Consider the following 15,282-nt stretch of genomic DNA (forward strand, 5'->3'; position numbering starts at 1 on the left):
AAGCGCTAAAAAATGCGAAATGCTTCTTTGCAAAGCCGAAACGGGTTTGCTATAGGCTGCGCCACTCACATGAGAGCCTCTGTTCCCCGGTAGCTCAGTGGTAGAGCAACCGGCTGTTAACCGGTTGGTCGCTGGTTCGAATCCGGCCCGGGGAGCCAACATTTCCAAGCACTTGGCGAAGCTGCAAAACCGGCGATTTTTCGGTTATGTACGGTATATGTACGCCGGACCGGATAGCTTGCCTTTCGAATCCAAAAGCCCGCCACCGTGAAGGCATCGGGCCGAGACTAACACGCTGATAGATTTTCAGAGCCCTTGCCCTCCAGATATGAGGCACGGGCCGTCATAGTCGCCATGGTCGGCTTCGCGCTCGTCGTCGCCCTCCCGCATGACTGAGCGCCCTGTGGATAGTAACCCACTATTCACCATAGCGGCAGTTCTTCCCGGGCATCCGGCGCATTAGGGACAGCTTACGTGATTACACCCATTCGCGCCGCCAACGACTCAGATAGCTTGATTTTCGCGGGTCCCCAACCCCGCATTGGCCGGCGCTGCCCACCATCAACCCCACCCACGGCGCCGGCCATCTTGCCAAGGTGGACGGACCGATCCGCGCAAGATTCACCGACGCTTCATCAACACCACGGTGCGCGGGCGGGTGACGCCCGATCGCATCAGCGTGACCATCCCTCCTACGCCTTCCCACATTCGGTTGTCGATTCGACTTCGAAGGCCGTGATCGGCCAGCATATGGAGCTCACCGGCCAGGTCACGCGCGTTGACGGCGATAAGGTGACGATCAGCCTTCGGCCGCTCGTGACCGTCGATGCCGAGCACGTTCGCTTGGTCGAGAGCTATGTTGCGCCAAAGCGGAAAACGCGGCTCGTCAGTAAGGCCTGAAACGTTCCCCGCGTCTCCACCCTCGCTTGGCTTGGTAGAAACTCGCCGGGCGAAGACCCCAACCGCCTCAAGCCCGGCGAGCCTACAACCTGATCAGAGTACGCGATCAGGACCGGGGATCAGCCGGCAAAAGTGGTATGCAGCAAGAGCGGTGCCAGTATTTCAGTGCTGAAAAGGGACAGTGCCCATTTCGGACCGGAGCATGCTCAAACTCGCAAGATCGGGAGTCCATTAAGCACGCGCTTTATTAGTTCTGGAAAATTTTAACGAATCGTTGACCGCGCTGTCCCAAAATAGGACGGCGCGGTCAAACCCCAACCGGACTGCGCAGGCGGCTCCGGCAAACCCCCAACCCAAGCGCAGTGTCGGAGCCGCTTCCACGCCTCTGTATACTAGCAATGGTTGAATCAACGGTTACGACAAGTGGTTTCCAAGAAGCTGCTTAGCAACCAACCACGTCGCTTTCCGGTGGCGTTTTTGACCAAGCGCGGCAACTTGCGGCGGCGAATGATAAAAAGAATGCCCGTTAGCGTAGCGCCACGCGAAAAGCCCGCCACCGTGAGGCTGGGGGCCATTCGTTCGCTTATCGGCAGCCTTCACGAGTCTGCGTTGCGGAAGCCGCTAACCGGACATTCGACGTCATTGAGCCGAGGCACTCCTCCAGACGTTCCAGGCGCGCCTTCTGGCATCGCAGTGCGTGCGCGACGTCATGCAGCCTGGATTTACCCTGAGAATTGGCAGCGGCGATCAAGTCTATTTCGAGCCGACTGATCTCGCTTCTCAGGTTGCGAGCCTCAGCTTCCCTCAGGCCCTTGATCCATCCAGCCCCGCGCATCACCAGCACAATTTCATCCACCTGACACCAAGCCGCACAATAGCAGGAGTTTGCTAACAACCCTGCCATGGACATTCTCGTATTTTAATCATTGCTAATATGAAAGCCTGAGCAAGAGGAAGCGGGCTACAGAAGCGTTGATTCCACTGATCGGCTTGCATGAGATGCGCAAGCACCTCTGATCATGTCGGGCCCTTGGATCTGCCCATTTTAGGTGGCGGAAGGCGCATTTGGCTATCTCCAAGCGCAGCCTGTTTTAACGACTTGGCTGACTTTCTGGCCATGCAGCGAATATGCACGAACAAGCATCCGCGTATGGCAGCGAACGTTCGCGCATGGAAGAGCCCGGAAGCCGAAGCCGCCGTCAATTATAGCCAGTTTGAAACCACGGACTGGTGTCATACCCTAAGCGCGGACTATAGTGATCCAGGAAGTTTGCGCCCCCATTTGAGGGTCGCGCAACCACGGTGCTTGTCGACTTGCAACCCCGTTTCGTGGTCGGCTTGCTGCCAGCCTTCATATGAGCTGCGGAACACGAGGTTGCAGCCTGAGCGGTGGCCACCTTTTTCTTCTCTTTCGCAACAGCCGCTCCGGTGGCGGCCAATACTATTGCTACGCCAAAGACAACGAGTTTCATTGAAACGCCCCTCACCTACACAATCCGAAATGATTGCGCCTAGTTGACTGGACGTCAACCACGTTTTGTCCGCAACGGCGGCGAAGCTGCGCGTTCGGCTTGTTTGGCGGTGTCCGGATTGGTGCCCTTCGCTTCCTGCTCAGTGTCCCGCCGCCCGTAGACAAGCCCAAACACAAGCGCGAAATACCCCGCCTGCAACAGAAAACCGGCGATGACGCCCCAGATTACGCCCTTCCCCATGGACCCCGTGTCGAGATAGGCCCAAACTGCAACGACCACTGATGTCGCCAGCATTCCCACCACAAACTGCGGAAAATACATGGCCCAACCCCTTTCCGACGCTCCCCAACGGCTTCCCACACCCTTCTGACCATTATTTATTATTTTAGCAATCGCGCAAGTATGGCAGTTTGGTCGCTTGCGCAGCCGCCCCGAGGAGCAGCCTCCCGGGGGGACCGGCGGCGACTTCGCTACTTCGGCTGAATATCTGGCGTGGCGGGATGGGCATAAGCTTCGAAAGTGACGCCGGCACTTAAGCGGTGCCGAAACTGTTCCGAAAACGTCCGAAACGTCTAATATGCCCCCATGCAGGGGACTCGCATCGCTTTTGGTCCGTTCGTACTCGATCCCGATATCGGGACGCTGCTTAAAGAGCAGATCCCGATCACTGTTGGGCATCGTGGGTTGACGCTGCTTGCTGCGCTTACGGCACGGCCCGGTGAGATCCTGACCAAGGCCGAACTGATGGACGCTGCCTGGCCTGGCACCGTCGTTGAGGAAGGCAACCTTACCGTCCAGATCGCGACATTAAGAAAGGCACTCGGTCCGGCTGACAATGGCGGCGAGTGGATCGCCACGGTGCCTCGTATCGGCTACCGCTTCATCGGGACTGTCGAGCCGGTGGCGAGCGCATCCCGCAGACCGACACCACCGTCCGGCAAGCCGTCAATTGCGGTGCTGCCCTTTGCCAACTTGAGCGGCGATCAGGACCAGCAGTATCTCAGCGACGGCATAACCGAGGACATTATTACGGAACTGGCCAGGTTCCGCTCCCTCCTTGTCATCGCGCGCAATTCATCGTTTCAGTTTCGCCATCCGGCATTGGACATTGACGAAGTCCATCGCGAACTCGGAGTTCGCTACCTCGTCGAAGGCAGCGTGCGAAAGCTCGGTGATCGCATTCGGATCACCACACAGTTGATCGACGCCGCCACCGGCACCCACCTGTGGGCTCAACGCTACGACCGGGCCCTCAACGACATCTTCGCATTGCAAGACGAGGTGGCCGCTCTCATTGCCTCGATGGTCGAAGGCCAAACGGAGGCAGATTCGGCGAGCCGGACCAGACGCAAGCCTCCGGCCGAGTGGGATGCATACGACTACTACCTGCAGGGGCGCGCGCACTTCTACCGATATGAAAATGACAAGGCCGAGCCTCTGTTCGTTCGGTGTGTCGAGCTCGATTCGACGTTCGCCCAAGGCCACGCCTTCCTCGCGCAGGCCCTTGTTAGCCGATTTTGGTACGACAACGATCCGCGGACGCTGCAGAAGGCCTGGGAATCGGCACGGACGGCGCTAATTCTCGACAGGAGCGATGGCGTCTGTCACCAGAGCATGGGGCTGGTGCTTACGCACATGCGCCGGTACAGCGATGCCGGAGTGCATTTGGAGCAGGCGCGCTCGTTGAACCCGCTGGACGTGAACATAGCGGGGGACTACGCAAGCTGGCTCAACTACGGCGGACGGGCCGAGACGGCGCTGAACGTGCTCGAAACTGCGCTCCTGCGCGACCCGTTACCTCCGATATGGTTCTGGGAGGTGAAGGGCAGCTCCCTCTTGCTGCTTGGAAGGTACTCGGAAGCCGTCAGTTCGTATCAGAAGGCCGGCGACCAATTCTTCATACATGCCTTCCTCGCAGCGGCGTACGCACATTTGGGCGAGACGCAGAAGGCCCGCGCTGAGGTCGAGGAAGCACTGACGAGGAAACACGACCTGACTGTCCGGCTGATGTCAGGTCTCCCGTTCGCCGACCAAGTCGCCCTCGAGCTTTTCACGTCAGGCTTGAGAAAGGCCGGGTTTCCCGCGTGAACGTACCTTCGGGGGCTTGATGCGTTGCTCAGGATCCAGCCGCCCGCCGGCGCCCGTCCTCAACCAGGCGAAACCGGTAGCGATCGCGTATGAACTCGTTGAAGAATTGCCCTTTCGAGAAGGCGGCCCAGAACGCCGCATAGGTCTCGGGCTCGACCTCCTCATAATCGTAGCGGTTCCCGCTCGGCACGAACCAGACCGAAAGGACCTTCGTCGCCGGGTCGTATTGCGTGTTGCGGATGGCAGTGGACGGCATGTCAAAAAATCCTGCTTCGCCCCAAATCCTGCTTCGCCAGTTCTTAATGCCGCAGCAATCCGGAGGTTCCGTCGGATGGACAGGCCTCCGGCTGCGCCAAAATCTTGCCTGCTCGCTGAGCCTTCCTATCTGCGTCAGATGTCACCGATGAAATCGAGCACTGAAGCCCACACCTGCCAGGGCGATCTCTTCGGCATGGCGTCCACCCTGCCGGAAGGGTTCTCCTATCGGCCGGACCTGATCACTCCAGACGAAGAGACCGCGCTGGTCCGTCACCTCAAGGGACTGTCGTTCAAGCCCTTTGACTTCCATGGCCATCTTGCCAACCGGCAGGTGGCCGGCTTCGGCCTGCGCTACGACTACGATCGGCGCGAGGTCGTTGAAGCGCCGCCCATCCCAGAATTTCTGCTGCGGCTTCGCGACAAGGTAGCGGACTTTGCCGGACGCGCAGCCCCAGATTTCGCGCAAGTACTGATCAATGAATACCGTCCGGGAGCGGGCATAGGCTGGCATCGCGACAAGCCGCACTTCGAACTCGTCGCCGGCGTGTCGCTGCTGGCGCCCTGCAGCTTTCGGCTGCGCCGTAAAGCCGGCGTGAAATGGGACCGTGAGACGATCGAGGTCGAGCCGAGGTCCGTCTATCTCATGGACGGTCCGGCGCGCCGCGAATGGGAACACAGCATTCCGCCGGTCGCCGGGCACCGCTATTCTATCACGCTGCGCACCCTGAAATAGGCACCACTCCAAGGCACGCAGCAGCCCCTCTGGAAGGCAGCGCCCAGTTGTGCTTCGATTGCATATGAGCGTTGATCGCAGCAAATCCGTGGGCGTCCGCGCAACGCTCGTTCTATGGGCGTGTCTGTCCTGCCTGCTGGCTTTGCAATGGCTCGTCGATCTTGGGATGGTCGGCTTTCCCGACGGATACGTAACGCCCTATGCGAGAGCGACCAGCACGCTGTTGCATGTCCTTGTTTGGGCATGCCTGGCGCAGAGCCTCTACTTCGCTTGCCGGGCCGTGTTCGGCAAACGGTTCGGGCCTTCTCTCTTCCTGCAAATGCTGGTCGCCGTCGCACTGACTGTCGCCCCGGTGCTTATCGTAAAACACTGCCCGCAGTCTCAGACATGCAGCAACATCTATGAGAAACTCACGAATACGATGATGGACGATGGCGCGGGTGGATGACGCTATGTCTCCACCAACCGGTAACTGACGGCAGGTAGAACTTTGGCGCACCAATGTGGCGGCAGAAACTTGGAGGAACCATGCGAAAGATTCTGGCATCGACGCTGCTGTTCGCGGTCGCATTATCGGTAAACGCCGCCTGGGCACTGGACAGCAGCGGAACCCCGGTTGTCGTGACGCCGCTTGCCGATCGCACCCAGACGGCTTCCGGCCAGCCGATCGTGCTGCCGCAGAAAAATGTCCAGGTGCTGGTTTCGACCTACGACATCGCGGTCGGCGCCACCTTGCCGGTGCACAAGCACCCGTTTGCCCGCTACGCCTATGTCGAGGCCGGAACGCTCAAGGTGACGAATGTCGAGACCGGCAACAGCAACACCTACAAGACAGGCGATTTCATCGTCGAGATGATCGGCCAGTGGCACCAGGCCACCAATATCGGTGACGGCGCGGTCAAGCTGCTGGTCATCGACCAGGTCGAGCAAGGCGTCAAGAACACCATTCTGCAGAAACAATAGGCCTCCCGCGACGGATCCAGGCTGGGCTCCCGGCTGGCCCAAGCAGCGATTGGTTGTTCCGCTTCCCCGGCAATCGAGCCGATGCTAGGACTGGCCGTCTGCATTCATGAAGGATCGTCTCTTGGCCGGTAATGCTCGCCCCCTGATCGAAATCTGCGTCGAAGGCATCGACGGAATGCTGGCCGCGCAAGCCGCCGGCGCCGATCGGGTCGAACTCTGCGCCAGCCTGGTCGAAGGCGGCATCACGCCGAGCCTCGGCACGGTGCGCGCAGCGCTTGAGAGCGCGACCATTCCTTTCCATGTCATCGTGCGGCCGCGCGGTGGCGACTTCCTCTACAGCGAGGCCGAATACCGCTCGATGCTCGCCGATGTCGCAGCGCTGCGCGATCTCGGCGTCGCCGGTGTCGTCGTCGGCTGCCTCAATGCCGACGCCACCATCGACGAAACCCGCATGGGCGCTCTGGTCGAGGCGGCGGGTCCGCTCAACGTCACCTGCCACCGCGCCTTCGACATGACCCGCGACCCGGCCGAGGCGCTGGAAGCGCTGATCCGCTGCAATGTCGGTCGCGTCCTGACCAGCGGCCAGAGGGATACCGCGGTGGAAGGCGCCGGCCTGTTGGCGGATCTCGTCCGCCAGGCCGGCAGCCGCCTCATCATCCTCGGCTGCGGGGGGCTTGATCCCGACAACATCGTCGAGGTGCTTGCGAAAACCGGGCTGACAGAAATGCATTTCGCCGCACTCAAGGACGTACCGAGCGCAATGGCCTACCGCAACCCGGACGTCGGCATGGGAGGCACCGATCTCGACCGCGAATATCGCACCACGGTAACCGACGGCGCGCTGGTGGCGGCGACAATCGCGGCGGCCAGGGCTTGATGACCACGCCCGCCCCGATCAGCCGCGTCTCGGCAGCAGATGAGGCTGCCATCCTCGCCCTCAACAATGAACACGCGGCCGAGCTGTCATGGCTCGAACCCGAACGGCTGTCTTTCCTGCTCGGAGAAGCGTTTTATGCCCGCCGCATCGCCGCGCTCGAAGCCTTCATCATGACCTTCGACCAGGATGCTCGCTACGACAGCCCGAACTTCCTCTGGTTCCGTGAGCGCTATCCACGCTTCGTCTATGTCGACCGCGTCGTCGTTGCCGGCGAAGCGCGCGGCCGCGGCCATGCCCGCCAGCTTTATGAGGATCTGTTCGTGGAAGTCGCCCGCGCGGGCCACAGCATCGTCACCTGCGAGGTCAATGCCGAGCCCCCCAACCCGGCATCCGACGCCTTCCACGCCGCGCTCGGTTTTGCCGAGGTCGGCGACGCCGTGATCCATGGCGGCAAGAAGGCGGTGCGCTACTATCTCAGGCAGATCGCCGGATGACGCGGGCGCCACTGGCGCCATAATGAAGCCAGGCCTAAAGTAACTTCCGCCGGTCGGGGGCGAAACACCAATGCCGAGCAACGTCTTCCGCTTCGAGGAAAGCTGGGACATCCCAGAGGCTACGCCGCAACAGGTCTGGGAAGTGCTGTCCGAGGCCGAATTGCTGCCGCTGTGGTGGGGCGACGTCTACAAGGAGGTCGTGCCACTCGACCGCAAGGGCAAGGGCGTCGTCGGCTCGCGGGCCAAAGCGCGGGCACGAGGCGCCCTGCCCTATGAACTGAACTTCATAGTCGAAGCCGCCGAGCTCGAGCCCGGCCGGCTGGTGGTGGTCAAGACCTTCGGCGATTTCGACGGCCTGTGGCGTGCGGAACTGTCGCCTTCGGGAACCGGCACCCATGTCGATCTTGTCTGGCAGGTGACGGTCGAGAGGCCGATCCTCAAGTTCCTGGCGCCGTTGCTCAGGCCAGCCTTTGCCTGGAATCATCGCTGGACCACCCCGCGCGGCGAAGCCGGCCTGCGCCGCTATCTCGCGGCGCAGAAGAAGGCGGCATGATAGCGCCTTGCTGGCTGCCGGCCAGTCGCGCACCGATTTTTCCGCGATAGAATAGCTCCGCGTTTCCTTGAAACAATGAGCCGCTCCAGCAAAAAAGGGGCCGCGAAGGGCCCCTTTCCAGTCATTTGTATCGGAAGAAATCAAGCGTTGGCGGCGTTCACCGCGCGCTTGGCCATCACCGCGATCAGGTTGGCGCGGTATTCGGCCGAAGCGTGGAGGTCGGTCATCAGATTCTTCGCCGGCACTTTCACGCCGTCGAGCGCTGATGCGGCAAAGTTCTTCGCCAGCGCGGCCTCGATTTCCTTCGAGCGGAACACGCCGTCGTCGCCGGCGCCGGTGACGGCAACGCTGACCCCAACCTTGCCCTTGGCCACGAACACGCCGACGATCGCGTAGCGCGAGGCCGGATTGCGGAATTTTTCGTAGGCAGCCTTCGCCGGCGCGGTGAAGCTGACCGCGGTGATGATCTCGCCCTCCTTCAGTGCCGTCTCGAACAAGCCGGTGAAGAATTTGGCTGCCGAAATCTCGCGCTTGTTGGTGACAATGGTGGCGCCAAGCGCCAGCAATGCTGCCGGATAGTCGGCAGCCGGATCATTGTTGGCGACCGAGCCGCCGATCGTGCCCTTGTGGCGGACCGCCGGGTCGCCGATCAGCGACGCCATATTCGCCAGCGCCGGACAGGCCTTTCGCAGCTTCTCGTCACTGGCGACGTCGTAATGTGTGGTGGCCGCACCGATGGTGACGGTCTTGCCCGACACCTTGACGCCTTGCAGCTCCTTGATCCGCGACAGGTCGACCAGGTCGGAAGGTGCTGCAAGCCTGGTCTTCATCGCCGGGATCAGCGTCATGCCGCCCGACAAAAGCTTGGCGTCGCCGCTCTTCACCATCTTGGCGGCGTCAGCGACCGAGGCGGCGCGGTGGTAGTTGACTGCGTACATTTGTCTTTCTCCCTTCGGGGAAAGAGCGAATAGGGAATAGCCAATAGCGAGTAGGGACTGCCCCTTCGCACTGCGCCTCTTTCCCTATTCGCTACTCCCTGTCGCTATTCGCTTCTCAGTGCTTCTTCGCCGCGCGGATCGCTGCCCAGACGGTGGACGGCGAGGCCGGCATGGCGATGTCGGTAATCCCGATGGCGTCGGTGATGGCGTTGATGACCGCCGGCGGCGAGCCGATGGCGCCGGCCTCGCCGCAGCCCTTGATGCCGAGTGGGTTGCTCGGGCACGGCGTGTTGGAGGTCGAGACCTTGAACGACGGCAGGTCGCCCGCGCGGGGCATCGTATAATCCATGTAGCTCGCCGTCAGCAGCTGTCCGCCGGCGTCATAATGGGCGCCTTCGAGCAACGCCTGGCCGATGCCCTGGGCAATGCCGCCATGCACCTGGCCCTCGACGATCATCGGGTTGATGATGTTGCCGAAATCGTCCGCAGCGACGAACTGGACGATCTCGGTCGTGCCGGTTTCCGGATCGATCTCGACCTCGCAAATGTAGCAGCCCGCCGGGAAGGTGAAGTTTGCCGGATCGTAGAACGCTGTCTCCTTCAGCCCCGGCTCCATGCCGGCCGGCAGATTGTGGGCGGTGTAGGCGGCAAGCGCCACCTGGAACCAGGGCAGGCTCTTATCGGTGCCGGCGACCTTGACCTCGCCATTCTCGATGACGATGTCGCCCTCGTCGGCCTCAAGCAGGTGGGCGGCGATCTTCTTGGCCTTGGCCTCGACCTTGTCGAGCGCTTTGGCGATTGCCGACATGCCGACGGCGCCCGAGCGCGAGCCGTAAGTGCCCATGCCCATCTGCACCTTGTCGGTGTCGCCATGAACGATCGAGACCGAGTCGAGTGGCACTCCAAAACGCTGGTTGACCAGCTGCGCGAAGGTCGTCTCATGGCCCTGGCCATGGCTGTGCGAGCCGGTCAGCACCTCGATCGTCCCGACGGCGTTGACCCGCACTTCGGCCGATTCCCACAGGCCGACGCCGGCGCCGAGCGAACCGACCGCCGCCGACGGCGCGATGCCGCAGGCCTCGATGTAGCAGCTCATCCCGATGCCGCGCAGCTTTCCTGCCTTGGCCGCGGCAGCCTTGCGTTTGGCAAAGCCGGCATAGTCGGACGCCTTTGTCGCCGCATCGAGCGAAGCGCCATAGTCGCCGGCATCATAATTCATGATCACCGGCGTCTGGTGCGGGAAGGTGGTGATGAAGTTGGTGCGCCGAAGTTCGGCCGGCGACACGCCGAGTTCGCGCGCCGCCGTCTCCATGGTCCGTTCCAGCAGATAGGTCGCCTCCGGCCGCCCTGCCCCGCGATAGGCGTCGACGGGTGCGGTGTTGGTGTAGACGGTGCGCACATTGGCGTGGATCGTCGGGATGTTGTACTGGCCCGACAGCAGCGTCGCGTAGAGATAGGTCGGCACGCAGGACGAGAACAGCGACATGTAGGCGCCGAGATTGGCGATGGTGTCGACCTTGAAACCGGTGATCCGGTTGTTCTTGTCGAATGCCATTTCGACTGTCGAGACATGGTCGCGGCCATGCGCGTCGGTGAGGAAGCTTTCGGTGCGGTCGGCGACCCATTTGACCGGCACGCCGGTTTTCTTCGATGCCCACAGGCAGACGATCTCTTCGGGATAGATGTAGATTTTCGAGCCGAAGCCGCCGCCGACATCGGGCGCAATGACGCGCAGTTTGTTTTCCGGCGCGACATTGTAGAAGGCGCTCATCACCAGCCGCGCGACATGCGGATTCTGCGAGGTCGTCCAACAGGTGAAGTGGTCCTCGGCCTTGTCGTAGTGCCCAAGGGCGGCACGCGGCTCCATTGCGTTGGGAACCAGCCGGTTGTTGACGATCTTCATGCGCGTGACATGGGCGGCAGCCTTGATCGCCGCGTCTGTCGCCTTGGCGTCGCCGATCTCCCAGTCGAAGATCAGATTGCCCTCGGCCTCGGCATGGACCTGCGGCGCGCCTTTTTGCAGCGCCTTGGTCGCATCGACCACCGCCTTCAATTCCTTGTAGGTGATCTCGACGGCTTCCGCCGCATCACGCGCCTGGCCCTTGGTTTCGGCCACCACGATGACGACAGCATCACCGACATAGCGCACCTTGTCGACAGCGAGCGGCGACCAGGCCCCCATCTTCATCGGCGAGCCGTCCTTGGAATGGATCATCCAGCCGCAGATCAGGTTGCCGATGCCGTCGGCCTTGAGTTCCTTGCCGGTCAAGACGCCGATGACGCCGGGCATGCCTTGGGCCTTCTTGACGTCGATCTTCTTGATCTGCGCATGCGCGTGCGGGCTGCGCACGAAAGCGGCATGCTTCATGCCGGGCACCACCATGTCGTCGACATAACGGCCGGCGCCGGTGATGAACCTCTTGTCTTCCTTGCGCGCGACCCGAGCGCCGATACCTTCAATGCCCATAAGGAATTCCTCCGGAATTTAGGGGAGTAGGGCAGTAGGGAGTAAGGGAGTAGGGAAAAGCGGCTCGGTTTAGCCTTTTTGCCCTACTCCCCTACTGCCCCACTCCCCTATTCCCCTCGTTCTAAGCCGCTTGTTTCGCCCTGCCCTTCGACGCCTTCGCCATCGTCTTCGATGCGGCGAGGATCGCCTTGACGATGTTGTGGTAGCCGGTGCAGCGGCAGATGTTGCCTTCGAGCTCGGCGCGCACTGTCGCCTCGTCGAGGCCTTCGGGATGGCGCGCGATCATGTCGGTCGCAGTCATGATCATGCCTGGCGTGCAGAAGCCGCATTGCAGGCCGTGATGTTCCTTGAACGCAGCTTGCACCGGATGCAGGTCGGCGCCGTTGGTGAGCCCCTCGATCGTCACCACGGACGACCCGGAGGCCTGCACGGCCAGCATCGAACAGGACTTCACCGCCCTGCCGTCGACATGGACGACGCAGGCGCCGCATTGCGAGGTGTCGCAGCCGACATGCGTTCCGGTGAGACCAAGATTTTCGCGCAGGAAATGAACCAGAAGCGTTCGGTCCTCGGCAGCCCCGCTGACCCGTTTTCCGTTCACGACAAACGAAACGTCCGACATGCATCCTCCCTGGGTATAACCTCGGTAATCATGCTGCCGGCGCGGCTTTGGCGCTCGGCCATGCGCTATTCGTACACCGCAGAACGCGCAAAAAACACACGGGTGCCCATTGTACTTTCGGTCATGGAGAAAGCGAAAATCATGGGCTCGTCCGCCCCATTGCCAAAGTGCGGATTGAAGGCAACAATGCCATCGACGCTGGCGCGCCAAAAGACATAAAAACGAAAACAGGCGCGCACAAAAATGCGTCGGAGGAACGCGGAGAAAGCTGCTGGCCAGTTCACGGACGAGCTATGCATCCGGTCTGTCGGCTATCACCACCGACGAGCCCGACGCCGATGCATTCGCCCGCGCTGTCGCCGCCGAAGCCTCTGCCATCAACGCCGGCTTTGCGCTATTGTTCTTCTCGCAGAGCCTGGTCGACGCCACCGCACTGTCGCAAGCGCTGAAGACCCATGCGCCGACGCTGACCTATGCCGCCTGCTCGACTGCCGGCGAGATCACCCCGCAGGGCCTGGAGGAAGGCCACGTGCTGGCGCTTCTGCTTCCTTCCGCCTCGTTCTCCGCGGTCAGCACCATGGTCGACAATCTCTCCTCTTCGGGCATGGACAGGATCACCGATGAAGTCGAGGCCTTGCGGCGCCTGCTGCGCGGACGCATCGGCGGTTGCCATTCCAACAGCATCTTTGCGCTCTGCTTCATCGACGGCCTGTCCTTTGCCGAGGAAGCGGTGACCTCGGCCATCCATTGGGGGCTGGACGACATCCCGCTGATCGGCGGTTCGGCGGGCGACGATTTGAAATTCGAAACCACCAGGCTGATCTCGAACGGCAAGGTGGCCTCCGACAGCGCCATCATCGTGCTGATATCGACCGAAATTCCCTTCCACGTCTTCAAAACCGACAATTTCGTTCCTACAGATGAGAAGCTGGTGGTGACGGCATCCGATCCCGACCACCGCACCGTGCGCGAATTCAACGCCACCAACGCGGCCGAGGAATATGCCGCTTCGGTCGGCATCGTTGCGCAGAACCTGACGCCGCTGAGCTTCGCCTCGCACCCGGTGGTGGTGAAGGTGGGCGGCGAATATTATTGCCGCTCGATCCAGAAGATGCATCCCGACGGCTCGCTGTCATTCTTCTGCGCCATCGACGACGGCGTCGTGCTGTCCATCGCCCAGCCCAAGGACATGGTGGAATCGACGCGCGCCGCCCTGCGCGACGTCGAGGAGCGGCTCGGTGGCATCGACATGGTGCTCGGTTTCGATTGCGTGCTGCGAAGGCTGGACGCCCGCAACCGTCAGGTGTTCCGCGACATCTCCGAACTCTATCGAGTCAACAACGTCATCGGCTTCGGCACCTATGGCGAACAGTACCGGTCGATGCACCTCAACCAGACTTTCACCGGCATCGCGTTCGGCGAACGACAGGCGGCGGAGTAGCTCCATGCCGCTCAGGGATATCGACGACGTCGACAGGCTGAAGAAGATCAACGCCGCTCTGGTCAGCCGCGTCGAGCGCTCGATGGACCAGCAGGGCAACGCCTTCTCGCTGTTCCAGACCGCGATTTCACTGGAAAACCGGGTGCGCATCCGCACTGAGGAACTGCATTCGACGCTGCGCCGGCTGGAGCAGTCGAACATCGACCTCAGCGCCGCCAAGGAAAACGCCGAGTTGGCGAACCTGTCCAAGACGCGGTTCCTGGCCGCAGCCAGCCATGACGTGCTGCAGCCGCTGAACGCCGCCCACCTCTCGGTCTCGGCGCTGGCCGAAGTGCAGACCAGCGACGAGGGCAAGAAACTCGTCCGTCAGGTCGAGCGCTCGCTGGAGACGATGGAAGACCTGCTGCGCACGCTGCTCGACATTTCCAAGCTCGATGCCGGCGTGGTCGAGCCCGACATTGGCGACGTCAATCTGGAGACGCTGTTTTCCTCGCTACGCTCGGACTTCCTGCCGGTTGCCGAGATGAAGGGCCTGGCGCTGAAGTTCCGCCCGGTCAGCGCGGTGGTGCGTTCGGACCGCACGCTTTTGCGCCGCATCCTGCAAAACATCCTATCCAATGCGCTGCGCTACACCCGCTCCGGCGGCGTGCTGGTCGGCACAAGGCACCGCGGCGACACCATCCGCATCGATGTCGCCGACACCGGCTGCGGCATTCCCGAAGATCAGCGCGAGGCGGTGTTCGAGGAATTCCATCGCGGCTCCGCCATTCCGGGCGATACCGGAATCTCCGGCGGCGGGCTGGGGCTCGGCCTTGCCATCGTGCGGCGCATGGCCGCCGCGCTCGGCCATCCCGTGACGTTCTCCTCGAAGCTCGGGCGCGGCACCATTTTCCATATCGATGTGCCGGTCGGCATCGGCGCCAGCGCCGATGCCATCGCCAGCCTTGCCGAGATGGAGCGGCCGCGCGGCTACGGCCTGTTCGGCACCAAGGTGCTTTTGGTCGAAAACGACGCCGATGTGCTGCAGGCCATGACCTTCCTGCTCGAGCGCTGGCAATGCCTGGTGCGAACCGCGACGTCGACCGAGGATGCACTCAGCCTGCTCGGCGACACCGACTGGGTGCCCGACATCGTCATTGCCGACCAGCATCTCGACGACGGCGACCTCGGCACCGCCACCATCGCTGACGTCCGCGACTATCTCGGCCGCGCGGTGCCGGCCCTGATCGTCACCGCCGACAGTTCTGAAGCAGTGGTGAAAGCCGCCCGCGCCGCCGGCATCGAACTGATGCGCAAGCCGCTGAAACCGGCGCAGCTAAGGGCGCTGCTGGCGCATCTGCTGGCTTGAGATGAGCCCTTCTCTCCGTCACTATACGGGGAGAAGGTGGCGGCAGCCGGATGAGAGTCCACGCGAAAAATAGTGCCCTGTCACCATAACTCCCAAGCAAAGCGCACCCGTCACCGTTCCCACCGCTC

16 protein-coding genes and 1 tRNA gene are annotated in these 15,282 nt (G+C 61.9%); 10 read left to right on the forward strand and 7 right to left on the reverse strand.

Going from position 1 to position 15,282, the window contains the following annotated elements; genetic code table 11:
* Positions 1-83 precede the first annotated feature (83 nt).
* Positions 84-158 (forward strand) — tRNA-Asn (locus tag ACWGTI_RS14575).
* A 463-nt stretch (positions 159-621) separates the two neighbouring features.
* On the opposite strand, the gene ACWGTI_RS14580 is transcribed toward ACWGTI_RS14575, so the two are convergent.
* On the reverse strand, positions 622-837 hold the full coding sequence (locus ACWGTI_RS14580; protein WP_454587760.1) for a hypothetical protein: 216 nt from the start codon (positions 835-837) through the stop codon (positions 622-624).
* Between the two features lie 1,589 nt (positions 838-2,426).
* Entirely contained in the window at positions 2,427-2,693 is a 267-nt protein-coding gene (locus ACWGTI_RS14585; protein ID WP_454587761.1) for a hypothetical protein, read from the reverse strand.
* A gap of 264 nt (positions 2,694-2,957) precedes the next feature.
* Here ACWGTI_RS14585 and ACWGTI_RS14590 point away from each other — a divergent pair, with 264 nt between their 5' ends.
* On the forward strand, positions 2,958-4,460 hold the full coding sequence (locus tag ACWGTI_RS14590) for a winged helix-turn-helix domain-containing tetratricopeptide repeat protein (RefSeq protein ID WP_454587762.1): 1,503 nt from the start codon (positions 2,958-2,960) through the stop codon (positions 4,458-4,460).
* A 28-nt stretch (positions 4,461-4,488) separates the two neighbouring features.
* Here ACWGTI_RS14590 and ACWGTI_RS14595 read toward each other — a convergent pair whose 3' ends face one another.
* The gene (locus ACWGTI_RS14595; protein ID WP_454587763.1) at positions 4,489-4,716 is read right to left on the reverse strand and encodes a KTSC domain-containing protein; all 228 of its coding nucleotides are present in this window, start codon (positions 4,714-4,716) and stop codon (positions 4,489-4,491) included.
* A 195-nt stretch (positions 4,717-4,911) separates the two neighbouring features.
* On the opposite strand from ACWGTI_RS14595, the gene ACWGTI_RS14600 reads away from it, so the two are divergent.
* The 6 genes from ACWGTI_RS14600 (at position 4,912) to ACWGTI_RS14625 (ending at position 8,338) form a co-directional block, all read left to right on the forward strand.
* Positions 4,912-5,451: an alpha-ketoglutarate-dependent dioxygenase AlkB gene (locus ACWGTI_RS14600; protein WP_454587764.1), complete on the forward strand. Its 540-nt coding sequence runs from the start codon at positions 4,912-4,914 to the stop codon at positions 5,449-5,451.
* Positions 5,452-5,515: 64 nt separating this feature from the next.
* The gene (locus tag ACWGTI_RS14605; protein ID WP_454587765.1) at positions 5,516-5,899 is read left to right on the forward strand and encodes a hypothetical protein; all 384 of its coding nucleotides are present in this window, start codon (positions 5,516-5,518) and stop codon (positions 5,897-5,899) included.
* Positions 5,900-5,979: 80 nt separating this feature from the next.
* Positions 5,980-6,414 (forward strand): cupin domain-containing protein, encoded by a 435-nt coding sequence (locus ACWGTI_RS14610; protein ID WP_454587766.1) that lies wholly within the window; start codon positions 5,980-5,982, stop codon positions 6,412-6,414.
* 175 nt (positions 6,415-6,589) lie between these two features.
* Complete coding sequence (locus tag ACWGTI_RS14615) at positions 6,590-7,291, forward strand: copper homeostasis protein CutC (RefSeq protein ID WP_454587957.1); 702 nt, start codon at positions 6,590-6,592, stop codon at positions 7,289-7,291.
* The gene (locus tag ACWGTI_RS14620) at positions 7,291-7,785 is read left to right on the forward strand and encodes a GNAT family N-acetyltransferase (protein WP_454587767.1); all 495 of its coding nucleotides are present in this window, start codon (positions 7,291-7,293) and stop codon (positions 7,783-7,785) included. Before ACWGTI_RS14615 ends, ACWGTI_RS14620 begins: the two co-directional genes overlap by 1 nt.
* 70 nt (positions 7,786-7,855) lie before the next feature.
* Positions 7,856-8,338 (forward strand): SRPBCC family protein, encoded by a 483-nt coding sequence (locus ACWGTI_RS14625; RefSeq protein ID WP_454587768.1) that lies wholly within the window; start codon positions 7,856-7,858, stop codon positions 8,336-8,338.
* A gap of 140 nt (positions 8,339-8,478) precedes the next feature.
* Here ACWGTI_RS14625 and ACWGTI_RS14630 read toward each other — a convergent pair whose 3' ends face one another.
* The 4 genes from ACWGTI_RS14630 to ACWGTI_RS14645 form a co-directional block, all read right to left on the reverse strand.
* Positions 8,479-9,276, reverse strand: a complete 798-nt coding sequence (locus tag ACWGTI_RS14630; RefSeq protein ID WP_454587769.1) for an FAD binding domain-containing protein — start codon at positions 9,274-9,276, stop codon at positions 8,479-8,481.
* 115 nt (positions 9,277-9,391) lie between these two features.
* Complete coding sequence (locus ACWGTI_RS14635; RefSeq protein WP_454587770.1) at positions 9,392-11,743, reverse strand: xanthine dehydrogenase family protein molybdopterin-binding subunit; 2,352 nt, start codon at positions 11,741-11,743, stop codon at positions 9,392-9,394.
* A 121-nt stretch (positions 11,744-11,864) separates the two neighbouring features.
* On the reverse strand, positions 11,865-12,365 hold the full coding sequence (locus ACWGTI_RS14640) for a (2Fe-2S)-binding protein (protein ID WP_454587771.1): 501 nt from the start codon (positions 12,363-12,365) through the stop codon (positions 11,865-11,867).
* Between the two features lie 65 nt (positions 12,366-12,430).
* Positions 12,431-12,649 carry a hypothetical protein gene (locus ACWGTI_RS14645; RefSeq protein ID WP_454587772.1) on the reverse strand — a complete coding sequence of 73 codons (219 nt, stop codon included), beginning with the start codon at positions 12,647-12,649 and terminating at the stop codon, positions 12,431-12,433.
* Between the two features lie 20 nt (positions 12,650-12,669).
* Here ACWGTI_RS14645 and ACWGTI_RS14650 point away from each other — a divergent pair, with 20 nt between their 5' ends.
* Positions 12,670-13,806, forward strand: a complete 1,137-nt coding sequence (locus ACWGTI_RS14650) for an FIST N-terminal domain-containing protein (RefSeq protein WP_454587958.1) — start codon at positions 12,670-12,672, stop codon at positions 13,804-13,806.
* A gap of 4 nt (positions 13,807-13,810) precedes the next feature.
* A complete protein-coding gene (locus tag ACWGTI_RS14655) occupies positions 13,811-15,154 on the forward strand; it encodes an ATP-binding response regulator (RefSeq protein ID WP_454587773.1) in 1,344 nt (447 codons plus the stop codon).
* Positions 15,155-15,282 lie beyond the last annotated feature (128 nt).

It is taken from the genome of Mesorhizobium sp. ArgA1 (assembly GCF_053714375.1).